The sequence below is a fragment of the Bilifractor sp. HCP3S3_D3 genome (assembly GCF_052063915.1).
In the GTDB taxonomy this organism is placed as follows: Bacteria; Bacillota; Clostridia; order Lachnospirales; family Lachnospiraceae; genus Bilifractor.
Map to the genome: position 1 here is coordinate 20,837 of NZ_JBQHWP010000011.1, position 26,770 is coordinate 47,606.

Annotated in this window: 17 protein-coding genes; 13 read left to right on the forward strand and 4 right to left on the reverse strand. The window is 51.7% G+C overall.

Annotated features, from left to right (window positions below):
* Positions 1-62: 62 nt before the first annotated feature.
* Positions 63-905 (forward strand): prolipoprotein diacylglyceryl transferase, encoded by an 843-nt coding sequence (gene lgt, locus ACTNDI_RS08015; RefSeq protein ID WP_441100441.1) that lies wholly within the window; start codon positions 63-65, stop codon positions 903-905.
* A gap of 477 nt (positions 906-1,382) precedes the next feature.
* Positions 1,383-2,798, forward strand: a complete 1,416-nt coding sequence (ltrA, locus tag ACTNDI_RS08020; RefSeq protein ID WP_441100442.1) for a group II intron reverse transcriptase/maturase — start codon at positions 1,383-1,385, stop codon at positions 2,796-2,798.
* Between the two features lie 245 nt (positions 2,799-3,043).
* Here ltrA and ACTNDI_RS08025 read toward each other — a convergent pair whose 3' ends face one another.
* The 3 genes from ACTNDI_RS08025 to ACTNDI_RS08035 form a co-directional block, all read right to left on the reverse strand.
* The gene (locus ACTNDI_RS08025; RefSeq protein ID WP_441100443.1) at positions 3,044-4,411 is read right to left on the reverse strand and encodes a sodium-dependent transporter; all 1,368 of its coding nucleotides are present in this window, start codon (positions 4,409-4,411) and stop codon (positions 3,044-3,046) included.
* Between the two features lie 27 nt (positions 4,412-4,438).
* Positions 4,439-5,623 carry a MocR-like pyridoxine biosynthesis transcription factor PdxR gene (gene pdxR, locus ACTNDI_RS08030; protein WP_441100444.1) on the reverse strand — a complete coding sequence of 395 codons (1,185 nt, stop codon included), beginning with the start codon at positions 5,621-5,623 and terminating at the stop codon, positions 4,439-4,441.
* A gap of 362 nt (positions 5,624-5,985) precedes the next feature.
* Complete coding sequence (locus tag ACTNDI_RS08035) at positions 5,986-6,849, reverse strand: YitT family protein (RefSeq protein WP_441100445.1); 864 nt, start codon at positions 6,847-6,849, stop codon at positions 5,986-5,988.
* A gap of 376 nt (positions 6,850-7,225) precedes the next feature.
* Here ACTNDI_RS08035 and ACTNDI_RS08040 point away from each other — a divergent pair, with 376 nt between their 5' ends.
* From ACTNDI_RS08040 to ACTNDI_RS08060, 5 genes are all read left to right on the forward strand, one after another.
* On the forward strand, positions 7,226-8,260 hold the full coding sequence (locus ACTNDI_RS08040) for a 3-deoxy-7-phosphoheptulonate synthase (RefSeq protein ID WP_441100446.1): 1,035 nt from the start codon (positions 7,226-7,228) through the stop codon (positions 8,258-8,260).
* 142 nt (positions 8,261-8,402) lie between these two features.
* Positions 8,403-10,130, forward strand: a complete 1,728-nt coding sequence (locus ACTNDI_RS08045) for a vWA domain-containing protein (RefSeq protein WP_441100447.1) — start codon at positions 8,403-8,405, stop codon at positions 10,128-10,130.
* 290 nt (positions 10,131-10,420) lie between these two features.
* Entirely contained in the window at positions 10,421-11,929 is a 1,509-nt protein-coding gene (locus ACTNDI_RS08050; protein ID WP_441100448.1) for an ATP-binding protein, read from the forward strand.
* Positions 11,930-12,051: 122 nt separating this feature from the next.
* On the forward strand, positions 12,052-12,582 hold the full coding sequence (locus ACTNDI_RS08055; protein ID WP_441100449.1) for a hypothetical protein: 531 nt from the start codon (positions 12,052-12,054) through the stop codon (positions 12,580-12,582).
* A 189-nt stretch (positions 12,583-12,771) separates the two neighbouring features.
* Complete coding sequence (locus ACTNDI_RS08060) at positions 12,772-14,136, forward strand: NCS2 family permease (protein ID WP_441100450.1); 1,365 nt, start codon at positions 12,772-12,774, stop codon at positions 14,134-14,136.
* 238 nt (positions 14,137-14,374) lie between these two features.
* Here ACTNDI_RS08060 and ACTNDI_RS08065 read toward each other — a convergent pair whose 3' ends face one another.
* On the reverse strand, positions 14,375-16,810 hold the full coding sequence (locus ACTNDI_RS08065) for a GH36-type glycosyl hydrolase domain-containing protein (protein WP_441100451.1): 2,436 nt from the start codon (positions 16,808-16,810) through the stop codon (positions 14,375-14,377).
* A gap of 508 nt (positions 16,811-17,318) precedes the next feature.
* Between ACTNDI_RS08065 and ACTNDI_RS08070 the strand changes: the two genes are divergently transcribed.
* From ACTNDI_RS08070 to ileS, 6 genes are all read left to right on the forward strand, one after another.
* Complete coding sequence (locus ACTNDI_RS08070; protein ID WP_441100452.1) at positions 17,319-18,344, forward strand: LacI family DNA-binding transcriptional regulator; 1,026 nt, start codon at positions 17,319-17,321, stop codon at positions 18,342-18,344.
* 262 nt (positions 18,345-18,606) lie between these two features.
* On the forward strand, positions 18,607-20,091 hold the full coding sequence (locus ACTNDI_RS08075) for a carbohydrate ABC transporter substrate-binding protein (protein WP_441100453.1): 1,485 nt from the start codon (positions 18,607-18,609) through the stop codon (positions 20,089-20,091).
* Positions 20,092-20,226: 135 nt separating this feature from the next.
* On the forward strand, positions 20,227-21,138 hold the full coding sequence (locus ACTNDI_RS08080; protein ID WP_441100454.1) for a carbohydrate ABC transporter permease: 912 nt from the start codon (positions 20,227-20,229) through the stop codon (positions 21,136-21,138).
* Between the two features lie 16 nt (positions 21,139-21,154).
* Entirely contained in the window at positions 21,155-22,024 is an 870-nt protein-coding gene (locus tag ACTNDI_RS08085; protein WP_441100455.1) for a carbohydrate ABC transporter permease, read from the forward strand.
* Positions 22,025-22,437: 413 nt separating this feature from the next.
* Positions 22,438-23,400, forward strand: coding sequence for an exonuclease domain-containing protein (locus ACTNDI_RS08090; RefSeq protein WP_441100456.1), 963 nt, complete (start codon positions 22,438-22,440; stop codon positions 23,398-23,400).
* A gap of 102 nt (positions 23,401-23,502) precedes the next feature.
* A complete protein-coding gene (ileS, locus tag ACTNDI_RS08095; RefSeq protein WP_441100457.1) occupies positions 23,503-26,694 on the forward strand; it encodes an isoleucine--tRNA ligase in 3,192 nt (1,063 codons plus the stop codon).
* The last annotated feature ends 76 nt before the right edge of the window (positions 26,695-26,770 follow it).

The window sequence follows — 26,770 nt, forward strand, 5'->3', positions numbered from 1 at the left end:
CATGCCTGTAGATTTGCGGCGCCGGGCAGCAGGCATATACGGAGAGAAAGGAACGGACAGAATTGTACAACGATTTATTCTCAATCGGACCGGTTACGGTGCACACCTACGGTCTGATGATCGGGATCGGAATTATCTGCGCATATTTTCTCGCGGAACACAGAGCGAAGCAGAAGGGCATGACCGCCAGAGAGAGGGATAAAATCTTCGGACTGGTCATTGCCTGTGTGGTTTTTGGCTTCCTGTGTTCAAAGATTTTGTACATCATAACGATTATTCCGGAACTTGTGTCCGGAACACTGACCCTGAGCGACGCGATCTCAAACGGCTGGGTGATCTTTGGAGGACTGCTGGGAGGACTTCTCGGCGGCATCCTTTACTGTAAGTGGCAGAAGCTGAATGTCTGGCTGTATTTTGATGTAGCCTTCCCGGCAGTTGCCCTTGCACAGGGCTTCGGACGGATCGGATGCTTTTTCGCGGGGTGCTGCTATGGCGTGGAGACCAGTGGCCCGCTGTATCTGGAATTCACACATTCGGATTACGCGCCGAATGGCGTGCACCTGGTGCCGACCGAGCTGATCATGAGCGCGGGCGACTTTCTGCTTTTCGCTTTTCTGGTTTTGTATGACAAGAAGTGGAAGAAGAAAGAGGGAGAGCTTGCCGGATGGTATCTGACACTCTACAGCATCGGACGTTTCATCGTGGAGTTCTGGAGAGGTGATCTGATCCGCGGACAGGTCGGGCCCTTGTCAACCTCTCAGTTCATCGGACTGTTTACGGTTGCGGCGGGAATCATCATTCTGCTCTATCTTCGCAGACACGATCCGGGAGCAGCCTTCCGGGCGAAGGCGAATGCAGCGGATGCAGAGGAAGAAAAAGCAAAGAAAGCGGAAAAGAATAATTGAAATCGAAGATCAAGGATTCTGGTCCTTGGCTAAAACACAGCCGGTTGAGAGCCGGCTGTGTTTTTTTACGGTGCGCCCGGCGGGCGCACGTTCTAATGGGTGAGAGTCCCTGATCCGCCCGGCAGTGGGAAGGATGCAGCTGAAAGCAAGGGCGTCATCGTGAGATGAGGTCTGAAGGAAGCCGTAGGCAAAACACTGGCCTGTAAAAGTTGTCCGGATAGGCTGTGAAGCGTGGATGAGGTTGCCGTACAAACCGAAGTCCAATAACTGCACAGAACGCCATCAGTAGACGGGGCAGGTATAAGTGGGAAAGAACGTGTGAGTACCCGGGGAGATCTCACGGACACGGCAAAGGCGATAAAACATTCGCCGCCGCGGAGTAAAGCTTGTCGTGAGAAGTCAGCAGAGCCCATATTACAATACCTGATGGCTTGAGACATTGGGAAAGGGGCGAACAGTAGGAGGTGCCATTCTCAAATGGAAACCGGACATGGAATTAAGTACAGACAACTTCATATCGAAGACTACCTGCAAGAGATACCTGCGGAACAGGGAAGGGTATCAGGAGTGTACGCCCATGAATGGATTACCGGGGACACTGACACCAATACGAACTTTTGGACGAACAACCTGCTCGACACCATTCTTAGAAGCGACAACCTGAATGCCGCCTATAAGAGGGTAAAGGCGAATAATGGTTCCGGAGGAGTCGACGGAATGCAGGTGGATGAACTTCTACCCTACCTGAAACAGCACCGGGACGAGCTGGTCGGGCAGTTGAGGAGAGGGAAATACAAGCCCAATCCGGTTCGGAGGGTGGAGATACCCAAGGAGGAGAAAGGCAAGGTCAGGAAGTTAGGCATACCGTCGTGCGTGGACAGACTGATCCAACAGGCGATATCGCAGGAGCTGACACCCATCTTCGAGGAGCAATTTTCAGACAACAGTTTCGGATTCCGGCCGGGAAGAAGTACGCATGATGCTATCAAGAGATGCAAGCAATTCGCCGAAGAAGGATATGTGTACGTGGTCAGTATGGATTTGCAGGCTTACTTTGACACTGTCAACCACAGCAAGCTTATTGAGGTGCTGTCGAGGACAATCAAAGATGGGCGTGTGATCTCACTGATTCACAAATATCTGAAGGCCGGGGTTATGAAAGATGGCGGGTTCCATCCAACAGAAGAGGGCGTACCACAGGGTGGTCCGCTGAGTCCGCTGTGTGGAAACGTCATGCTAAACGAGCTGGATAAGGAACTGGAACGAAGAGGACACAGGTTCGTACGATACGCCGACGACTGCATGATTCTATGCAAGAGCAAGAAGAGCGCAGAGCGTACATTGGAAAACATAGTGCCATTCATAACGAAAAAACTCTTTCTGAAAGTCAATCTTCATAAAACTACAGTGTGTCATATCAGCAAGGTGAAATACCTGGGATACGGTTTCTACCGCTACATGGGGAAATGCCGGTTCCGGGTGCATCCGAAGTCGGTAGCGAAATTCAAGAACAAGCTGAGGATGTTAACCGCCAGAGGAAACAAATGGAGCAATCCGGTGAGGGAGAAGAAACTCAATGATGCTGTCAGAGGGTGGATAAACCATTTCCGGTATGCGGACATGAAGGGACTTATGGAAGAACTGGATGAGTGGCTACGGCACAGAATCCGAGCAGTGTACTGGATACAATGGAAAAGAGTGCGAACGAGGTACAAGATGCTGAGAGCACTGCATCTGCCAGAATGGAAGGTACGCGAAATGGCTTACTGTAGGAAAGGGACGTGGAGGGCGGCGTCGATGCTCAACTCGGCGCTCACCAAAACAATAATAGTGGACAGACTCGGATATCCATCCTTATCAGCCCACTATCTGAAAGTTCGTGTAAACTATTGAACCGCCGTATACCGAACGGTACGTACGGTGGTGTGGAAGGGGAGGGTAAAATCTCCCCTATCCGATCGAACAGTGAGCCGCAGCCGAATGCGAAGTATTCGTATGCGGCGAGCGTCGCGATAGCGAGATAAAACTCGCACAGCGTGTTTTATCTCGTTTACCGCTGAAGATACACAGACCGGGCATGTGCAGTCTGCTGAAGACAGACATCCAGGCATATGCAGTCTTGCGTTAGCAGGAAGAAATCAGAAGTAGGTCACGATACCGTACACAACCAGGAATCCGACGATCACCGGAAGCACATACTTGAAGTACCACTTAAGTTTTCCGGAAACCGGGATGCCGGAGCCCTCGTTGACCTCGCTGAGGTAATTCTCAAAGCCCCATCCGTATTTCCAGGTACAGAAGAGAATGATGACAAAGGATCCGACCGGAAGACAGATGTTGCTGACGAAGAAGTCCTCCATGTCCATGATTGTGTTGCCTGCCCTAAGCGGCTGGAAGCTGCTCCAGAGGTTGAAGCCGAGGGCGCAGGGGATTGAGCCCAGCGCGATGAGGATTCCGTTGATCAGTCCGGCTTTTTTGCGGGGCGTGTGGTGCAGGTCGATGGCGAATGCCTGAAGGTTCTCGAACACACCGATCATCGTGGAGAGCGCCGCGAAGAACAGGAAGATGAAGAACAGTGTTCCCCACAGTCTGCCCAGAGCCATCGAGGAGAAGACTCTCGGCAGGGTCAGGAAGATCAGGCTCGGACCGGCGTCCGGCGAGATGCCGTAGGCAAAGCATGCCGGGAAGATGATCAGACCCGCCGTGATGGCGACAAAGGTGTCCAGGCATGTCACGATGACGGCTTCCCCTGCGAGGCGCTTGGTCTTGTCGATGTAGCTTCCGAAGATCTCCATGCCTCCCATACCGATGCTCAGGGTGAAGAAGCTCTGATTCAGAGCGGCGTACATGACGTTCCACACGCCCGCCTTTTTGATGTTGCTGATGCTCGGCTTCAGATAGAAGGAAAAGCCCTTGCCGGCGCCGGGAAGAGTCAGGCTGCGGATTCCGAGAACGATCATGATCAGGATCAGGGCGATCATCATGAATTTCGTGATTTTTTCAACACTGCCCTGAAGCCCGTTGCTGCAGACCACGGCGGTTATAAGAACAATGATGAGCATAAAGCCCGTCAGAATCGCCGGTGAGGAGATCATGTGGGCGTAGACGGATGTGATCTCCACGGTGCTCTTTCCATCAAAGCGCCCGGCGGCCATCTGCACCGCATAGTAGAGGATCCATCCCGATACGACGGAGTAGAACATCAGAAGCACGTAGTTTCCTGCCATGGACAGATAGCCCATCAGATGCCATTTCGTTCCCTTCTTCTCGAGCATGCGGTACGCGGGAAGAATACTTCTGCGGCTGGCCCGGCCCATGGAGTATTCCATGGTCATGATCGGAATTCCGAGAATCAGCAGAAAGACGATGTAAATCAGCACAAAAAATCCGCCGCCGTACTTACCGGTTATGTAGGGGAATCGCCACACATTGCCGATTCCGATGGCACAGCCCGCCGACAGCAGAATGAATCCAAGCCTGGATCCAAGCGTTTCTCTTTTTTCCATATTTCCCCCAAAGTGTAAATGATAAAATTATAGAAGTTCGGTTGTTTCCCTTTCCTTCCGGCGTTTTCTGCGCACACTGTTGATATGCCGTTCGAAGTCTCCGCTGTTGATCAGGTCTGTCAGGACATACTGCTCAAAGGTGGGGACGGTGCTTGAATAGAATCCGACCTTTGTCTGAAACTGTCCCACAAGCTCCTCCGGCAGGATCATGTATCCGATACGGATGGAGGGTGAGACGGTTTTGGAAAAAGTGTTCAGATAGATCACGGTCTTCATGGGCTCCAGGGAGAAGAGCGTGTCTTCGGCCTTTGAGGATACCGTGAATTCCGAATCAAAATCATCCTCGATGATGGTTCCGTTCCTGTCTGCCGCCCACCGGATGTATTCCCTCCGCTTGGAGGCGGAAGCTGTGATGCCGCTCGGGAAACTGTTGAAGGGCGTCACATGAAGGACGGTGGCCTTTGTGGCCGCGAGTTCGGTGCTCAGAATACCCTCCGGTCCCATTTTGAGCATATCGCAGACGACACCGTTCGCCGCGTACATGCGGCGGATTTTCTCATAAGAGGGATCTTCGAGAGCGTAGATACGGTCATGGCCGAGCAGCTGAACGATCAGGCTGTACAGGTATTCCGCTCCGGATCCGATGATGACCTGAGATGGTTCGATGCGGATGCCGCGGCTTCTGGCCAGATAGGACGCGATCGCAATCCGCAGCTCGGGAATGCCGCTTCCGGGAGACTTGACCAGAACCTTCTCTCCCTGACAGGTCAGAACCCTGCGCATGGTCCGCGCGAGGATGCTGTACGGAATGCCGTCAGAGCTGTCCGAAACACCGGAGCGCGTCGTCTCATCCAGCACATCCCGTTCCTGTCGTTTCAGCCGCTTCTCGGAAAAACGCGGCGGATAAGGATGTGCGTGACCTCCGGCACCACCTTCGTGGGCTGTCATTCCCGCTACGGGAACGACGTCCGCTTCCCGGTAGCAGACATAATAGCCGCTTCGCTCTCTCGACTCAACATAGCCCTCGTCACACAGAATCGCGTAGCTGTGTTCGACGGTGATGATGCTGACCCCTACCTCTGAGGTAACCAGCCGTTTGGATGGCAGTTTCGTGCCGTAAGGATATGCGCCTGTCACAATGTCCTCCCGCATCTGCAGATAGAGCTGCATATAGGCGGGCTGTCTGGAATTTCGGTCGATTGAGTATCGCATGGCAGTTTACTGAGGATGGTGACTGCGCCGGTTTACAGCGCAGCAGTATAGTGACTGCGCCGGTTTACAACGCAGCAGTTTAGTGACTGCACCGGTTTACAGCGCAGTAGTATGGCGATTGCGCCGGTTTACAGCGCAACAGTTTAACGCGGAAAACACTCTCATGATTATATACGAAACATGAATGAATTTCAATTTTTTTGGGAGAATACTACATTACGGCAACTGCGGCCGGGAAAAAATCCCGGAGCAGGTCTGATTTACGCGAACAGAGAGCCGCAGCCGAATGCGAAGTATTCGTGTGCGGCGAGCGTCGCGATAGCGAGATAAAACTCGCGCAGCGTGTTTTATCTCGTTTCGAATCATAGCCGGGGCTGCTTGAAGTTGCCGACGAGCTTTTCGGATTTCACGACATTTATGATGGCGTGTGGATCTGCCCTGCGTATCACTTCAATAGCTTCGCTTGCCTCGTAGCTGGATGTGACGGCAAGCAGAAGACTGGTTTTTTCACCGGTATAGCCTCCGGTGCCGTCCAGAATGGTGACGCCATGGTCGAAGCGCTTTAGGTAGGCCTTTGTGACATCGGTCTTGTGCTTGGTGAATATCTGAAGCACGACCCGTTTGTAGCGGTTGTGGAAGGTATTAATCATCCGGGTGGATATAAACTGGAAGATAATCGAATAGCCGGCCTGGCCCCATCCTGCGACCGATCCGAAGATTGCCAGCTGCAGGCAGTTGAAGAAGAAGACCTGCATCCAGATCTCATTTCCCGTCTTGTTTGATACGTAGAGGGCGATGAAATCTGTTCCTCCGGTGGAGCCGCCACCCTGAAGGGCAATCGTGGTGCCTGCGCCCCAGATTACTCCGCCGAAGATCACATTGAGAATCTCCTGGTCAAAAATCCGGTAGTGAGGAAACAGATGCATGAACAGAGACAGCATCAGAATCTGGATCAGGGACAGCAGGACAAATCGCTTTGAGATATGGCGGATGCAGAAAAGCGCGACCGGAATATTCAGCCCCAGATACACAACGATCAGCGGGATATTTACATGGAACAGGCCGCCGATGACATGTGTCAGACGGGAGATGCCCATGACTCCGCCCGGGAGCAGGTTGGCTTCTTCAATCAGCAGGTTATTGCCGCAGGCCATGATAAAAGAGGAAAGAATCATGGCGCCCAGAGAGAACATATTTCTTCTGGTGAATATTTTGTTTTCAGTCATAGCGGATTCTCCTCGTTCGTTTGCTTCCTTCGATTAGTAATCTGAAGGATATCGAATTTCTACAGCTCTATTGTACAGGAAAAGATATCTGAAAGGAATGTATCCGGAGGGATTTTTTCAAAGGATGAATGGCTCTGTTCAGCGACATGGAACGCAGGTCAAGGTGGCTTGAGCCAGGGGCGGAGAGAAAATTTGGGCATATGTGTGCGACAACAGGGTGAAAATGTGAAATATCTGGCGGGATGTGAAAAAAATATCGTGCCGGGTTGATTTGATGTGTATTTATGGTATCATATAAAGACACGCTTCTTTTACACTTTAAAGCGCGAAAATAGATTCGGAACGATCCGATCATGAAACAAGGAGAGAAGACACTATGGAAATGCAGATGAATTTTATCCGGAAACTTCCGACACCGCAGGAGCTGAAGGCGGAGTTTCCGCTTGACCAGAGGCTGAAGGACATCAAAGAGCAGAGAGACCAGGAGATCGAAGCGATCTTTACCGGGAAGGATGACCGTTTTCTTCTGATTATCGGCCCCTGCTCGGCGGACAATGAAGATGCCGTTCTGGATTATATGAACCGTCTGGCAAAAGTACAGGAAAAGGTGAAGGACAGAATCTTCATCATTCCCCGTGTCTATACGAATAAACCGAGAACGCTCGGGACCGGATATAAGGGAATGCTGCATCAGCCGGATCCCGAGGGCAAGGAGGATATGCTCGCGGGCATCATCGCGATCCGGGATATGCACACGAGAGTGATCCGGGAGACCGGCTTCACCTGCGCGGAGGAGATGCTCTATCCGGAGAATCACAGATATCTGTCGGATCTGCTGTCCTATGTGGCGGTCGGCGCGCGCTCCGTGGAGGATCAGCTGCACCGCCTCGTGGCGAGCGGCATCGGCATCCCTGCAGGAATGAAAAATCCGACCTCCGGCGATCTGACGGTTATGATGAATTCCATCACAGCGGCTCAGTCCAGACAGAAGTTCCTTTACAGGGGATGGGAGGTTCAGACGACGGGAAATCCGATGGCACATGCTATTCTCCGCGGATATGTTGACAAATTTAACAACAGTATGCCAAATTATCATTATGAAGACCTTCGAAATGTCTGTGAGCTCTATGCGGAGCGGGATCTGAAGAACCCGGCGGTGATCGTGGACTGCAATCATGCGAATTCCGGTAAGAAATACATTGAGCAGATCCGTATAGCCAAGGACGTTCTTCACAGCATGCATGTATCTGAAGACATTCACAGGATGGTGAAGGGCCTCATGATCGAGAGCTATCTGGAAGATGGAAATCAGAAGATCGGTGAGGGCATCTATGGAAAATCAATCACAGATCCCTGCCTTGGCTGGGAGAAGTCCGAGAAGCTGATCTGCGAGCTGGCAGAACTGGTATAAGCTGACAGAACGCTCAGAAAATAAACAGACCAGAATAGCGCGTTCAGAACGCCCAGAAAATAAACAAACCCAAACAGAGCGTTCAGAAAACAAACAAACGAACCGGCGCAGCCTGCAGAACTGTGCGAAGAAGAGTAAGTGAATGATAACAGATAAGACGCAGAAAACTGAAAGGGATAAAACCGCGTATCCGGATTCGCGGGAGGCGCTTGCCGGGCAGATTCTGCAGTTCGCGCGGGACAAGCTGATCACGGAGATGCCATATCTGAACCGGGCGCTCCTGGCGATGCCGGTGGTCTTTTATACACCGTCCGCAGAGAGAGCTGATGAACCGGGAGACAGGATGAATCCGGCTCCGAAGGGCGTATTGCCGGGGTCCGGGACAGCTGGCTTAGGCCCGGTGAGCTCCGCTGGAGAGAAGGAAAAGACGGAGAGTGAGTTCCGGAATCCGGAAAGTGAGGGTGCAGAGCGTGATCAGGAAAAGAAGACCCTAGGGGAAAAGCTCGCCGGAAGCCTGCTCGGCATTGATGCCGGCGGGTACCGTCTGGCGGATCTTCCTGCGGGCATCGGAACTAACGGCAGCTACATTTACTGTGATGCGGAATCAGTGATCCGGTTGTTTCGAGAGGACCGGATCCGACTGATCCGAACCTTCCTTCACATGATTTTCCACTGTCTCTTTCGGCATCCGTTCCGGTATACGAGACTGGAGACGGGGCTGTGGGACCTGGCTGCCGATATCGCCGCGGAAAACGCGGTGGAGGAGTGCGGTCTTCGTGATCTGGAGCTTCCGGAAGACTGGGAGCGCAGAAACCGGATCCGCCAGCTGCGCAGATACACAGAGAAGATGACCGCCGAGAGCCTTTATCGTTTGTTCCTTGGAGAATCCGTACCGGAAAAGGATGGCAATGTTCCGGGAGAAAATCAGGTCACGAAGGATGGCAATGTTCGGGGAGAGAATCTGGCCTCGAGGGATGGTAATGTTCCGGGAGAAAATCTGGCCTCGGGAGAGGGCAATGCTCATAGAGAGAATGGAGCAGAGGAGCTCCGTGAGCTCTTTCGTTTTGATCTGCACGAGCCATGGCTGATGGAAGATCATGTCTGGAAGGAGATGATCATCCGCCGGGGCGGAGATTCGGTCGGACAGAAGTGGCAGACCATCAGCAGCGGCGTGCAGAAGGATATGGAGTCCTTCGAGAAGAACCAGGCAAGAGTTCCGGGTGGATTGAAAAAGGTTTTTCACGAGCAGTACCGGAAAAGCGGAGAGTATGAGTCGTTTCTCCGGAAGTTTGCGAGATCGGCGGAAGAGATTCACGTCAACCCGGATGAATTTGACTATATCTATTATACTTATGGCATGCAGCTGTACCGTAACATGCCGCTGATCGAGCCGCTTGAATATCGGGAGACCATGAAGATCCGTGATTTTGTCATCGCGCTGGATACCTCTGGCTCCTGCCAGGGATCGACGATCCGTAACTTTCTCCACAAGACGTGGTCCGTGCTGAAAACGACAGAGAGCTTTACAGAACGGATGAATCTTCATATTATACAATGTGACAGCGACATACAGGAGGACAGAAAGATAACCTCCGATGAAGAGTTTGAGCGGTACATGAAGAGCATTGAGATTTCCGGGTCCGGAGGAACAGACTTCCGGCCCGTGTTTGAACGGGTAGACCAGATGAGAGCTTCCGGAGAACTGAGAAATCTCCGGGGACTCCTTTATTTCACGGACGGATACGGGACGTTTCCACTGCGGAAACCAGAGTATCAGACGGCGTTTATTTTTGTCAGAGAGGGATTTGAGATTCCGAAGGTGCCGTCGTGGGCGATGAGGCTCGTTCTGGACGCGGAAGACTTCGGTTAGCGGAAGCAAAGCTGAAGATGCGTGAGCAGTAAGCCGCGTCCGCCGGGCACGCATCGCAAAAACGCTGACAGGCTTGCGGAACTGGCCCTGAAAAAGAGAACGTAATACAGACAGAGACGCAGACGGGGCCACGGACTGTAACACAAACGGAGACGCAGACGGGGCCACGAACCGGTACACAGCGGGAGATGCAGACGGGGCCACGGACCGGAACATAGACGGAGAAAGAGACACAGACCGGTACACAGTCGGAGACGCAGAAAGAGTCAGAGATACAGAAAGAGATAGGAATGAATATACAGCAGGCAAAGGAACAGATTCGTCAGGCAGTGATGATCTATCTGATGAAGGATGAATATGGAAATTACAGAATTCCTCTGGAGAGGCAGAGACCGGTGTTCCTGATCGGCGCGCCGGGAATCGGAAAAACTGCAATCATGGAACAGATCGCGAGGGAGCTTGATATCTCCCTCGTCTCATATTCCATGACACACCACACGAGACAGAGCGCTCTCGGTCTGCCGTTTATCTCCCGCAAGAGCTATCAGGGCGAGGCCTGCAATGTTTCCGAATATACGATGAGTGAGATTATCGCCTCCATGTATGAAAACATGGAGAAATCCGGAAAGAAGGAAGGCATACTGTTTCTGGATGAGATCAACTGTGTATCGGAAACGCTCGGTCCTTCCATGCTTCAGTTTTTACAGTACAAGACCTTCGGCAATCATCAGATCCCGCGGGGCTGGGTCGTTGTGACTGCCGGCAATCCGCCGGAGTACAATCGTTCGGTGCATGAGTTTGACATCGTCACACTTGACCGCCTTAAGGTCCTGAAGGCGGAGCCGGATTATGCCACATGGAAGACTTATGCGGAAAAGCAGGGAATTCACAAGGCAATTCAGTCTTATCTGGATATCAATCCGGACGATTTCTATTCGATCGAGACGACGGTTGACGGGAAGAACTACGTGACGGCGCGCGGCTGGGAAGATCTCTCCGAGGCAATTTTTCTCTATGAGGAACAGAACTTCCCGGTTGACGAGATGCTGATCGGACAGTATCTGCACCACCCGAGAATCGCCGCGGAATTTGCAACGTATTATCAGCTGTACCGGAAGTACCGGGAAGACTACCAGATTCGCCGCATCCTGGACGGGACTGCGGAAAGACAGATTGTCGCGAGGGCGGGGAAGGCTCCTTTTGACGAGAGAATCACTCTGCTTGGGCTTCTGACGGAGGCGCTGCTGCCGGAAATCCGGCAGAACGTGCGGGAGGAAGACTGCCTGAAGGGTCTGCACGCCGGACTGGCTGAGATCGGTGCCGGGATACAGGAAAAAAATGCGCGGTCCGTCTCGGAGCTTCTGACAGAAGCTATGCAGAAAGAAGAGCAGAAGCTGGAGGAGCTGACGGCGGCAAACGGGATCACAGACGATGAGAGACTCCGGAGGCAGTACCCCATCGCCTTTGCCGGGGAGTGTCTGAAGGATTTTCGTCTGGAGAAGCCTGCGGGATCCGACAAAGAATTTGAAATTGTAAAAAGAATTTTCTCGGGGCGCGTCAGCTCTATGAAGGAGGAGACCTCCCGGATCAGCAGGGAGATTTCCAACGTATTCGATTTTGTCAGCCGCGCCTTCGGCGACGGGAATGAAATGCTTCTCCTGGTGACAGAACTCACCGTCAACGATTACAGCGTCCGTTTTCTCAGTGCGCACGGAAATGAGGAATATTTCCGCTACCATAAAAAGTTCATGCTTTCCGAGAGGGAAAAGGAGCTGTCCCGGGAAGTGAATGCGATTTAAAGCAGAATGATACCGGGAAAATGAATGCAATGCGAGAAAGAATGGTACCGGGAAAATGAATGCAATGCGAGAAAGAATGGTGCCGGGAAGTGAATGTGTTGTGAAACAGATTGGAATAGTGCATGGTATCGATAGATAAGTATTTAAAAAAAGACGCACTTCTGTTAAAATATGCACGTAGCGCGGGAGAAAACGAGACAGACAGAATAAAACTTCAGAATTCCGGCACGATTCTTGTGTTTCCGGTTGAGAATACCTACATGATGAATGATCTGCTCACCGGGTTCGGCAGAAACGGGAAGGAGTATGATTTCTCGGTCTATGACAGGGTGCTCGACCGTACCTGGATGGATTCCAGGAGAGTGGAAATGATTCTGATGCGTCTGAAGTATCCGGAGGATCTCGCCCCGGAGAAGGCGGCGGAGTACCGCGGCAGAATCAACGCAAAGCTGGAGGAAGTCCTGCGTCATCTCGCGGCTGACCGGAACCTTCCGGTGCTGAAACTTCTGGCGGAAGAGGGATTTTTCAATGCGGAGAATATTGAGGGCTGCATTAAAACTCTCGAAAGAGCCGGTGAGAGAGAAATGATGCTCTGGCTGATGAACTGGAAGAATCAGGAGATCGGAAGCGACGCGTTTGATTTTTCACTCTGATGCGGCAGGCACGCGTATATGCGGTGGATTGCTGAGATGCGCGCCGCGGAATAAATGATGAATATGATTGAGTGGTTAATAAATCAGGATGATTGTTCCGCAGAGGCAGAATCTGCCTTTCGGATGAATCATAAATCAACTATTTAAAATTTTTTCAAAAGGAGGAGCCGGTTATTCCGGCGAGTGGAGATGGAGAAAATTTTCAAACTCAAAGAGCACGGCACAACCGTGAGAACTGAGATCATCGCTGGTCTCACAACTTTTCTGACGATGGCTTACATCCTTGCCGTCAACCCGAATATTCTGGGTACGGTTATGGATCGGAGCGGCGTATTCGTTGCAACAGCTCTTGCTTCGGCGATCGCTACCTTCATCATGGGATTCTTCGCAAATTACCCGATTGCTCTTTCCGCAGGTCTCGGACTGAACGCGTATTTTGCTTATACCGTATGTCTGGGCGAACTTGGAGGACAGGCAGATGCCTTCACGATCTGTCTGACTGCTGTATTTATTGAGGGCATTATCTTTATCATCATGTCTCTGTTCAAGGTACGTGAGCAGATCATCAACGGAATCCCGGCAAACCTGAAGAACGGTATCTCCGCAGGTATCGGTCTGTTTGTAGCGTTCATCGGTCTTCAGAACGCGAACATCGTCGTTGCAAATGATTCCACAAAGGTCGGCCTCGGAGACTTCAGTAAACCGGATGTCGCCCTGGCGCTGATCGGATTCATCATCATCCTGATCCTGGTGCATTACAATGTAAAGGGTTCTGTGCTGATCGGCATTATCGTTACCTGGGTTCTCGGAATGATCGCACAGGCAGCCGGCTGGTATGTCGTTGACGTTGACGCGGGCGTCTACAGTGTATTCCCGAACTTCTCCGCAGGTCTTCAGCTCGGAGGTATCGCGAACACGGCGTTCAAGTTTAATTTCGCATGGGCAGGACAGCATCTGATTCAGTTCATCGCGATCATGTTCAGTTTCCTGTATGTAGATCTCTTTGATACCGTTGGAACGGTTGTCGGCGTTGCAGACAAGGCGGGACTTCTGGATGAGAACGGAAATCTTCCCCGTGTAGGCCGCGTACTTCTGTCTGATGCTATTGGTACGGTTGCAGGTGCCTGCCTTGGTACATCAACGATTACTTCCTTCGTAGAGTCCAGCGCAGGTGTCGCTGCAGGCGGACGCACCGGTCTGACCGCGGTTACAACCGGCGTGATGTTCATCCTGTCCCTGTTCCTGAGCCCGATTTTTCTTGCAATTCCGAGCTTTGCTACAGCACCGGCTCTTCTGTACGTCGGCATGCTGATGATCTCGTCAGCGAAGAAGATTGAATTTGACGGAGATATCGCCGATACGGCAGCTGCGTACATGGCAATGCTGATGATGCCGCTGGCGTACTCCATCGCGACAGGTATCATGTTCGGTATCCTGTCATGGGTTATTCTGAAAGTATTCGAGAAGAAGGCAAAGGATGTCAGCCCGGTAATGTGGGTGGTATTCGTTCTGTTCTGCCTGAGAATTGTATCTCTGGTTACAAACTTCTCGTAAATCAGACAATCAGATCCATCGATTAAATTCAGGCATTAAATTCGGTGTTAAATATGCCTGGTAAAAATTAACAGCAATGCATGGCAGTGAAATGAATTGCAATGCAGCGAAGGGGCTGTCGCGTCATCTGATGCGACAGCCCCTTCGCTGCTTAAAAGCCTTATAAAATTCATCCGTGCACTAAACCGTCCACCAGAACAGGCATTTCCCCCTTCGCTGCTTAAACGGTATATACAATTCATCCGAGTGTCACGACGACATTTACGTCAGTTTTATCCTGAACAGGCGGAATCACGTTGCCTTCGACCGGACTGCCGTCTATCGTCATGGATTTCACACCCTTCTGTACGTGAGCGGAGTTGTCCACGGTGATGTGATATCTGACACCGCGGAAGGTTCGGTCAATGGTATATCCCTTCATGGTGTCAGGAATACATGGATCGATTTTCAATCCGTGGAAGGTAGGCTGAACACCGAGGATGTACTGACTCATAGCCGTGAAGGTCCATGCGGCGGTGCCGGTGAGCCAGCTGTTTTTGCCCTCTCCGAAGGTTGGCGCGTCAATGCCGGCGACCATCTGACAATACACATATGGTTCTGTGCGGTGAATCTCGCTGATATCTTCCAGGTAGATCGGACAGGTCTTGCGGAACACCTCAAAGGCGCGGTTGCCGTGGCCGAGAACGGTCTCCGCACAGGCAATCCAAGGGTTGTTGTGACAGAAGATCCCTGCGTTTTCCTTATACCCCGGAGGGTAAGAGGAAATTTCACCGAGCTCGACATGATATTTTGTGTAAGCCGGCTGCAGCAGGACGATGCCGTATTTTGTCTCGAGCTTCTGCTCAACACTTTTCAGTGCGGTTTCGGCCTTTCCGTCGTCTACTCCGACGCCTGCCATTACGCACATGCCCTGAGGCTCGATATAGATCTGGCCCTCTTCGCAGGTATGGCTGCCGACGGCCTTGCCGTATGCGTCATAGGCACGAACAAACCAGCTGCCGTCCCATCCGGCGTCTTCGATGGCTGTCTCCATTTCCTTCACATTCCTGCGGACTTCCGCAGCTTCTTCATCAAGACCGGTCTGATCACACAGCTCCGCATACTCCGTTCCGTATTTGACATACATTCCAGCGATAAAAACAGACTCTGCCACCGGGCCCTCGCTCGGGCCGAAGGTCTGAAAGCTTTCGCCGGGTTCCTCTGAGAAGCAGTTCAAATTCAGACAGTCATTCCAGTCAGCGCGGCCGATCAGCGGAAGACTGTGGGGACCCCGGTGTGTTGAGGTGAACCGGAAACTTCTTCTCAGGTGCTCTATCAGCGGAACTGCCCTGGAAAAATCACAGTCAAAGGCGCATTTCTCGTCCAGAATCGAGAAATCGCCGGTCTCGCGGATGTATGCACAGACCGCAGCGATAAGCCACAGAGGATCGTCGTTAAAGCCTCCGCCGATGTCCGCGTTTCCTTTTTTGGTCAGAGGCTGGTACTGATGATATGTGCTGCCATCCTCGAACTGGGTATTCGCGATATCGATGATTCGTTCACGCGCCCTTTCGGGGATCAGATGGACGAATCCCAGAAGATCCTGACAGGAATCCCGGAACCCCATTCCCCTCCCGAGACCGCTTTCGAAATAGCTGGCGCTGCGGCTCATATTGAAGGTCACCATGCACTGATACTGGTTCCAGATGTTTACAAGGCGGTTCAGCTTTTCATCATCGGTGTGCACGGTATAGGTGGATAACAGCCGGCTCCAGTAATCCTTCAGTTCCTGAAAAGCCTGATCAACCTGTTCGTCGGTCTGGTATTTTGCGAGAAGCTCATTTGCCGGCTTCTTGTTGATGACATTCGGAGCCTCGAACTTCTGATCTTTCGGATTCTCACAGTATCCCAGAACAAAAATAAAGCTCTCCGAGGCACCCGGGGCGAGATCGACCTTGAGATGGTGACTTCCAACCGGCTGCCAGCCGTGTGCAATGCTGTTCCTGCTTTCTCCTGCAAGCACTGCCTCAGGATTGGCAAAGCCGTTGTAGAGTCCGATGAAAGCCTCTCTGCTGGTATCGAATCCGGCGATATCGCGATTCACGGAATAGACGGCATAGTGGTTCCGGCGCTCGCGATACTCGGTTTTGTGGTAGATCGTATTCCCGAGTACCTCCACCTCACCGGTGGAAAAATTGCGCTGGAAGTTTGAAGCGTCGTCCTGTGCGTTCCAGAGACAGAACTCGACGAAGCTGAACAGATCCAGATGCTGCTGGGAAGAGGAGTTGTTCGTCAGAATGATGCGGTTGATCTCACAGTTGTCATGAATCGGTACAAATGCCTGAAGCGTAGCCTCGATCTGATTTTTGCTGCCAGTGATAATGGTGTATCCCAGACCGTGACGGCAGGAATAGCTGTCGAGTTCGGTCTGTGTCGGCTGCCAGCCGGGATTCCAGATCGTATCCCCGTCTTTAATATAGTAATAACGTCCGCCGTTATCGAGAGGACAGTTATTGTAGCGATATCTGGTTAGACGCAGGAGCTTCGCGTCTTTATAGAAGGAATATCCTCCGGCCGTATTTGAAATCAGGCTGAAAAAATCCTGCGAACCCAGATAATTGATCCAGGGAAGGGGAGTACGGGGAGTGCTGATCACGTACTCTTTGTTCGCGTCGTCAAAGTGTCCGAATTTCATCTGATATCCTCCTTTCAGATGGCTCTGTATATGCATACATAATCACATATTATAAGATAGTTCTTTTGCGCGCCGTGCGACAGGCGGCATTGTAATCGTGAAGATTCATCATCTGTCATATCTCTTTCGTGTGCCGCGACAGGCGGCATTGTAATCGACGAGATTCATTATCTGTCAGTTTTTTTGCGCGCTGTGCGACAGGCGGCATTGTAATCGTGAAGATTCATCATCTGTCATATCTCTTGCGCGTGTCGTGACAGCCGCCCGACTGGGTTTTCGAAGAATCTGTACGAATACGTTTTCGTAACTATTTTTAGCTCATTATAAGCTTCAATTATTTGAAAGTAAATAGCGAAAACGTTTTCAAAGATAAAGTATATGTAAACTAGACAAAAATATCGGAATATAATTGTGAAATGAGAATAATTGACGAATAACCGAAAACGATTTAGAATGAGAACAACGAAAACGATTAAGTGAGACAGACCAAAGGAGAGATCAGGACATCATGGTGACGATTAAAGATCTATCAAAAATGTGTGAGGTTTCTCCGGCGACAGTCAGCAAGGCGTTGAACGGCTACGGCGACGTAGGAAAAGAGACGACGGAACGGATCCTGAGGGCAGCCCGGGAGATGCATTACATGCCGAACGCAGCCGCGAGACAGCTGAAGACTAATATCTCACATAATATCGGAGTCGTATTTGAGGACGAGACCATGAGCGGTCTGACTCATGAATATTTTTCGCAGATTCTGAACAGCGCGAAGAATACGGTAGAAGCGCTGGGGTATGACATTACCTTTATCAGCCAGGCCATCGGCGGGAGATCCTTCACGGAACACTGCAGATACCGCAAGTGCGACGGAGTGTTGATCGCCAGCGTTGACTTCACAGGTCGCGCGGTTCGGGAACTGATTGACAGTGAGTTTCCAACGGTAACGATAGACTATACGTTTAATAATCACAGCTGTGTGATGAGTGACAACGTGAACGGTGCGTACCAGCTGGTGCATTACCTGTATGACAAGGGACACCGGAGGATCGCGTTCATTCACGGAGAACAGACGTCGGTTACACAGAAACGGCTGAGCGGATTCTACAAGGCGTGCGGTGAACTCGGAATCGATGTGCCTGAGGAATATGTCATCGAGGGCAGGTATCACGACACAAAGGTATCAGCAGAGGCGACACGCCGGCTTATGGAGCTGAAAGAACCGCCGACCGCGATCATGTACCCGGATGATTTCTCGTACATCGGCGGAAGCAATCAGTGTGAGCGCATGGGGATTTCCATTCCGGGAGACCTGAGCGTGGTCGGATACGATGGCATCAATCTGTCGCAGGTGATCCGCCCGAAGCTTACTACGTGGTATCAGGACGCGGCAAAGATCGGAGAAGTCTCCGGGAGAAAGCTGGTCGAGTCCATCGAGCACAAGAAGAGCTGCGTCGCAGAGGAGCTTCTCGTTGAGGGAAAGCTGCTGGAGGGGCAGACGGTCAGAGATATTTCCGGGGATCCGCAGACTTCCGTGTAAGCGGTGTGCCGGACCGGACGTGATCGGAAAGGCATGGAATCGTCTTCCATGAGTCTTGCATGTGAGTGATGTGAATGCGCCGGAAGAGCAGTTGAGCTGATGAAAGCCCCGCCGCGCAGGACGCGGATGAAATTTGCAGGCAATAACATTGCACCAAGATGTAATACATAGAGGTAACCTGTTGTTTTTGTTTCTAAAATAAACTCTGTATCAAAATCCAAATCATGACAGCAGAGCTATTTAATGTAAGGGAGGAAAAAACATGAAGAAACGTATGAGAACATTACTCAGTCTTGCAATGGCGGCGGCACTGGTAGTGCCGATGGCAGCGTGCGGCAGCAGCTCCACTGCTTCCTCATCCGCGGCATCCTCGTCCGGATCGTCCGCAAGCAGTGCAAGTACATCTGCTTCTTCCAGTGCGGAGGAAGAGACCACGGCTGCTTCCTCAAGCTCGGCAGCCGAGGCGACGTCTTCGTCTGCAGATGCTTCCGGAGAGGGAACCGTTCTGAATATCCAGTGCTGGAATGATGAGTTCGCGAATCGTCTTGCGGCTCACTATCCGGGATTTGAGGCTGCTGATCCGAATGATGCCACGAAGGGCGGCAAGATCGGCGACGTTACCGTGAAATTTACCGTTACTCCTTCCGATGACAACGCATACCAGAACAATCTGGACACCGTACTTCCGGAGAATGCGGATGCATCAGCGGACAAGAAGGTTGATATCTTCCTGGTAGAAGCGGATTACGCGCTGAAGTATATTGACGCTGACGCGGATGTTGCGATGAAGCTCTCAGACCTTGGCATTACCGATGACGATCTCTCCAAGCAGTATCAGTATACAAAGGATGTCGTGACGGACGCGAACGGAGATATCCGCGGTTCCTCATGGCAGGCATGCTCCGCAGGACTGATCTTCAACCGTGATATCGCGAAGAAGGTTCTCGGAACAGATGATCTGGACGCGGTTCAGGATGCGGTTTCCAGCTGGGACAAATTCAATGAGACCGCCAAGAAGGTAAAGGATGCGGGCTATCAGATGTGCTCCGCTATGGATACCTATCGTGTATATTCCAACAACGTTTCCGGACCGTGGGTTCAGGACGGCAAGGTTGTCGTTGATGACAACATCAAGGCATGGGCGGATGATTCCAAGGCTCTTGTAGACGCAGGCGAGGAGAACTCCTATGAGCTGTGGTCCGACGACTGGTCAAAGGGATTCTTCAAGGATACTCCGGTATTCTGCTACTTCGGACCGGCATGGCTGATCAACTTCTCGATGCACAGCGATGAGGACGGATCCGTCGGCAAGGACGGCGGCTGGGGTCTGGTAACAGGACCGCAGGGCTTCTACTGGGGCGGCACATGGATCTGCGCGGCAAATGGAACGGACAACCCGACGCTTGTAAAGGACATCATCCTGAACATGACGACAAACGATGATATCATGAAGGAAATCGCTGTTGATGATTCTGACTGTGTAAACAACAAGACCGTTCTGGATGCTCTCGCAAACGACGAGTCCTTCGGAAACCCGATCCTCGGCGGACAGAATCCGTACGCGATGCTGTCAGCAGGTGCTGAGAAGGTAGATATGAGCAACATCTCCATTTACGATCAGGGATGCAACGAGGAATTCCAGACCGCTATGAAGAACTACTTCGATGGAAATGCTTCCTATGACGATGCACTGGCGCAGTTCAAGAGCGCAATTCAGGAGAAATATCCGGATGTCAGCGTAGACTGACAGAAGGAAAAGGAAAGGAGCGATGGATCCGTGAAAGCTTAAGGATCCGTCGTCCCGGTCGGGGATCTGCTCTGACGGATCCCCGTTTTTATACGCAGATATAAATCGGAGCCATTTGAGTCGGGAGGTCAGGGTATGGAAAAGCATAAGAAAAGCAGGATCAAAAGGCATAACCGGTACGGATATATTTTTCTGATACCCTTTATGGCGGTGTTTGTAATCTTTCAGATGATTCCGCTGGTTTCTACCATTTACAACAGTTTTTTTGAAAATTACAGATCGGGTCTGAAGCAGATCGGACCGAATTTCATCGGACTTGCAAATTACGCAAAGCTGTTTACGAGCGGTGATCTGCCGAAGTATTTCGCGAACACCATGATCATGTGGGTGCTTGGATTTGTGCCCCAGATCGTAGTCTCGCTGGCGCTTGCAGCCTGGTTCACCGATCCGTCCCTGCACTTGAAAGCGCAGAGATTTTTCAAGACTGTGATTTATCTCCCGAACCTGATTATGGCATCGGCGTTTGCCATGCTGTTCTTCACCCTTTTTGCGGACAGCGGGCCTGTCAATTCGATTCTGATGTCTCTGCACCTGATTGCGAAGCCCTATAAGTTCATGTCTCATATCGGAAGCGTCCGGGGTATGGTCGCGTTTATGAACTTCCTGATGTGGTTCGGCAACACGACGATCCTCCTGATGGCAGGTATGCTGGGCATCGACTCGTCGCTGTTTGAGGCGGCCGAGGTAGACGGCGCCAATGCGAGACAGATTTTCTTCCGCATTACGATGCCGATTCTGAAACCGATTTTTGTGTATGTCATGATCACATCCCTGATCGGCGGCCTGCAGATGTTCGATGTTCCGCAGATCCTGACGAACGGAAGCGGAGATCCGATGCGTTCTTCGATGACGCTTATCATGTATCTGAATAAGCATCTGTACAGCAAGAACTACGGAATGGCCGGTGCCCTTTCGGTGATTCTGCTGATCATTACCGGTTTACTGAGTATGGTTGTGTTTAAGACAACAGCGGACAAGCAGGACTGAAAGGAGGGGACAGGAGATGGCTGCAGTACAAAATAACGAAGAAAAAACAGCGAAGGGAACTGTCAGGGGAAGAAGAATTTTTTCCTATATAATACTCATCCTTCTGACCTTCCTGTGTCTGATCTGGTTCTACATTCTGTTCATCAATACCACCAGATCCAACGGCGAGCTGGGCAAAGGGTTTACACCGGTCCCGAGTTCACATTTAATTGAGAATCTGTACAATATGCTGCACGGATCGCTTCCTTTCGTGCGCGGCATGCTGAATTCGCTGATCATTGCCGGCCTCAGCGCCCTGTGCAGCACGTATTTCAGCACGATGACCGCATACGCAATTCACGCATATGACTTCAAGGGAAAGAAGGCGATTTACACCTTTATTCTCGCGATCATGATGATTCCGACGCAGGTGTCCGCGCTTGGTTTTGTACAGCTGGTCAGCAAGATGAATCTGATGGATCACTATCTCCCGCTTGTAGTTCCGGCTGTCGCGTCGCCGATTGTATTCTTCTATATGAAGCAGTACATGGACTCGAATCTTCCGGGATCTCTTCTGGAGGCCGCAAGGATCGACGGAGCCGGTGAATTCCGGATCTTCAACACCATCGTTATGCCGCTTATGAAACCGGCAATCGCGGTGCAGGCGATCTTCACCTTTGTCAACAGCTGGAACAATTACTTCACTCCCGCGCTGATTCTGCACAAGGAAAGCATGAAGACCCTTCCCGTGCTGATTGCGGAGCTTCGTTCCGCGGACTGGCTGAAGTTTGATATGGGACAGGTATATGCGGCTATCACCTTCTCCATCTTCCCGGTCATCTTTGTATATCTCTTCCTCTCGAAGTATATCGTCGGAGGAGTTACGGCCGGAGGTGTGAAAGGCTGATCCGGTATATATCCGGAAATTGAATACTGATTCAGAAAGAGGCTGTGAAAGCGGGTACGCTTGAGCAGCCTCTTTGTTTACGCGAACAGTGAGCCGCAGCCGAATGCGAAGTATTCGTGTGCGGCGAGCGTCGCGATAGCGAGATAAAACTCGCGCAGCGTGTTTTATCTCGTTGTGCCCGGGAAAGTTTTTCTGTATACGCACCGCGACACAGCGAAATTCGTCGTCAGCATGATTGCCGCTTGCGGGCATGACGGTTGTCTGTATACGCACCGCTTAAGTTCTTGCCGTACATAGATGGGGCGAACAGTAACCGGGCGGGTGGAGCTTTAGAAAGTAGTGCGGGTATGCATTGCGCGGCAACAAAGGGATGTGCTATGATAAAACTATCTATGCAAAAAGGACATGAAACAATGAATTATATTGTCTTTGATCTTGAGTGGAACCAGAGCCCCTACGGCAAAAGCCGTGAGGTGAAACGTCTTCCGTTTGAGATTATTGAGATCGGGGCCGTAAAGCTGGATGAGAACCGGGAGATTGTCGATACGTTTCAGCGTGTGATACGGCCGGTTGTCTATAAATCTTTGAATTACCGCACACGGGAGATTGTGCATATCGGCAGAGAAGAACTGAAGAACGGCGATTATTTTCCGGATGCGGTCCGGCAGTTCCTGGCCTGGGCCGGTCCGGAATCGATTTTCTGCACCTGGGGCACCGTTGATCTGACGGAGCTTCAGCGAAATATGAAATATTATCAGGTGCTTGAACTGCTGAAGGGACCGCTTCATTACTATGATGTTCAGAAACTGTTCGCGGTTCAGTTCGAGGACATGAAGAGCCGCAGAGCACTGGAATACGGGATTGATTACCTGAAGCTCGGAAAGGACGAGGAATTCCACCGGGCGCTGTCAGATGCCAGGTATACCGCGCTGATTTTTCAGAAGATCGACATGGATGTCGTGCTTGCCTACGACTCCATCGACGTATATCAGAACCCGAAGAAGAAAACCGAGGAAATCCACACGATTTACAACGGGTACAGCAAATACATCTCCAGGGAGTTCAAAACCAAGGAGGAAGCGATGAAGGATCCGGAGGTCTGCAGTACCTACTGCTGCAGATGCGGAAGGAAGTCCCGGAAGAAGATGCGCTGGTTTTCCGTGAATTCGCGGAACTACTACAGCGTGGCCTGGTGTCCGGAGCACGGTTATCTGAAGGGAAAGATCCGGATGAAGCATACCGATGAGGGAAGGGTCTACGTGGTGAAGACCATCAAGATCAGCAGTGAGGCTGAGGCGGATCTGATCCGCAGCAAGCGGGACGGACTTCGCGCGAGAAGGCGCAAAAAAAGGCATGAAACCAGTGGAATGGCTTGACAATGCTTCAGCCGTCTTTTTATAATAGATTGCCTGAAAGGCATATATGGTTTTTTACATGTGACGAGAAAACATTGTAAACCAAAGGAGGAAATTACTGATATGTACCGAAAAGTCGATACAAACCTCAACTTCGTAGAGAGAGAGGGAGAGACAGAGAAGTTCTGGGAGGAGAACCGGATCTTCGAGAAAAGTGTAAAGAAAAATGAAGGGCATCCTATGTATATGTTCTATGACGGTCCGCCGACTGCGAACGGTAAGCCGCATATCGGACATGTGCTGACCCGTGTGATTAAGGATATGATTCCCAGATACCGCACGATGAAGGGATATGAGGTTCCCCGGAAGGCCGGATGGGATACGCACGGACTGCCTGTTGAGCTGGAAGTTGAGAAGGAAATCGGCATTGAGGGCAAGGATGAAATAGAAGCCTACGGAATCGAGCCCTTCATCAAGAAGTGCAAGGAATCCGTATGGAAATACAAGGGAATGTGGGAGCAGTTTTCCGGCAAGGTCGGATTCTGGGCCGATATGGACAACCCCTACGTTACCTACTATGACGATTATATTGAGTCCGAGTGGTGGGCGCTGAAGGAAATCTGGAAGAAGGGCCTTCTGTACAAGGGGTTCAAGGTTGTTCCCTACTGCCCGAGCTGTGGAACGCCGCTCTCCTCCCATGAGGTTGCGCAGGGATACAAGACCATCAAGGACCGCACCGCGATCGTCCGCTTTAAGGTAAAGGGCGAGGACGCATATTTCCTGGCATGGACCACCACGCCGTGGACGCTTCCCTCCAACATTGCGCTCTGCGTGAATCCGGAGGACGCATACGCGAAGGTGAAGTGCGCGGACGGATATACCTATTACATGGCGGTCGCTCTTCTGGACAAGGTTCTCGGGCCTGTCGCGAAGGAGGAGGGAGAAAAGCCATACGAGATCCTTGAGACCTTCAAGGGAAAGGATCTGGAATACAAGGAGTACGAGCCTCTGTATCAGTGCGCGGCGGATGCAGCCGCGAAGCAGCACAAGAAGGCATTTTTCGTGTACTGCGATGATTATGTAACGATGACCGATGGTACCGGTATCGTTCATATCGCACCGGCATTCGGTGAGGATGATGCCCGCGTCGGGAGAAAGTACGACGCTCCGTTTGTTCAGATGGTAGACGATCACGGCCGTCTGAAGCCGGAGACCGGAAAGTTCGCGGGAATGCGCTGCAAGCCGACCGAGCACGAGATGAAGGATGAGGGTGCGGTCAGCGCGGATCCCGAGGTCCTGAAGGATCTTTCCGAGAGAAAGCTTCTGTTCGCGGCGCCGAAGGTAGAGCATGATTATCCGCACTGCTGGAGATGCGACACTCCTCTGATTTACTATGCGAGAGAGTCCTGGTTCATCAAGATGACAGCCGTTAAGGATGATCTCGTGCGGAACAACAAGGAGATCAACTGGATCCCGCCGACGATCGGAGAGGGAAGATTCGGAAACTGGCTGGAAAATATCCAGGACTGGGGAATCTCGAGAAACCGCTACTGGGGCACGCCGCTTCCGGTATGGACCTGTCCGGACTGCGGAAAGCAGATCTGTGTCGGCTCCAGAAAGGAACTCGCGGAGCTGACCGGAAATCCGGACGCGGAGCACACCGAGCTTCACAGACCTTATGTGGATCAGTTCACGATCAAATGTCCGGACTGCGGAGGCGAGATGCATCGTGTGCCGGAGGTTATCGACTGCTGGTTTGATTCGGGCGCGATGCCCTATGCACAGCTTCATTACCCATTTGAGAATAAGGAGCTGTTCGAGAGGGAGTTCCCGGCGCAGTTTATTTCTGAGGCGGTTGATCAGACCAGAGGTTGGTTCTATTCTCTGCATGCCGAGTCCACACTGCTGTTCAACAAGCCTGCGTACAAGAATGTAATCGTGCTCGGCCTTGTGCTGGACAAGGACGGCAACAAGATGTCCAAGTCCAAGGGCAACGCGGTGGAGCCGATGTCCGCGCTGCGCAAGTTCGGAGCGGATGCGATCCGCTGGTACTTCTATATCAACAGCGCACCGTGGCTTCCGAACAAGTTCCATGACAAGGCTGTGATGGAGTATTCCAGAAGATTTATGGGAACCCTCTGGAACACCTATGCGTTCTGGGTGCTTTACGCGAATATCGACAATTTTGATCCGACAAAGTATAAGCTGGATTACGACAAGCTTTCTGTCATGGACAAATGGCTTCTGTCCCGTCTGAATTCTACGATCAAGGAGACGGACGCGGATCTCGATCAGTATCGGATCCCGGAGGCTGCCAAGACTCTGGAGTCCTTCGTCGACGACATGAGCAACTGGTATGTGCGCAGATCCCGTGAGAGATTCTGGGCGAAGGGAATGGAGCAGGACAAGATCAATGCGTACCTGACGCTTTATACTGCTCTTGTCGAGCTCTGCAAGGCAGCGGCTCCGATGATTCCGTTCATGACAGAGGACATCTATCAGAATCTCGTCCGCAGCGTCGATAGGAGTGCTCCGGAGAGCATTCATCTCTGTGATTATCCGACCGTGAACGAGGCGTGGATCGATAAGGATCTCGAGCAGAACATGCGTGAGGTTACGAGAATCGTTGTGCTCGGACGTGCCGCGAGAAATGCTTCCGGTATCAAGAACCGTCAGCCGCTTTCCAGAATGTATGTCAAGGCGGATTTCCGTCTGGATGACTTCTACACCAAGATTGTGACCGATGAGCTGAATGTAAAGTCCGTGGAATTCTCGGATGATCTGAAGGTGGAGTACAGCATCAAGCCGCAGCTGAAGACAGTCGGCCCGAAGTACGGCAAGCTGGTCGGAGGTATCCGGAAGGCACTTTCCGGGCTGGACGGCGCAGAGGCGGTAGCGGAACTCAACGCGAACGGTGTGCTGACGATTTCTGTGGACGGACAGAGTATTTCTCTTTCAAGAGAGGATCTCCTCATTGATATCGCGCAGACCGAGGGCTATGTGGCGCAGGCGGATCAGGGCGTGACCGTGATGCTGGATACCGCTCTGACTCCGGAGCTGATTGAGGAGGGCTTCGTCGCGGAGCTGATCAGCAAGATTCAGACGATGCGCAAGGAAGCGGGCTTTGAGGTTATGGACCGCATCAAGGTCTACGCAAAGGGCAACCGTCATATCGCGGACATTCTGAAGGCGAACAAAGAAAAGATCTCCAGAGTCGTTCTGGCCGATGATATCGTGATCGGCGAGACGGCCGGCTATACCAAGGATTGGAAGATCAATTCTGAGGAAGTCACTCTGGGTGTCGAGAAACAGTAAGGATATTTCTGGGAGCCCGGATCTGCCGGACTCCCTAATGTCATACCTGCAGGATTGCGGGATTGAGGAATATCGA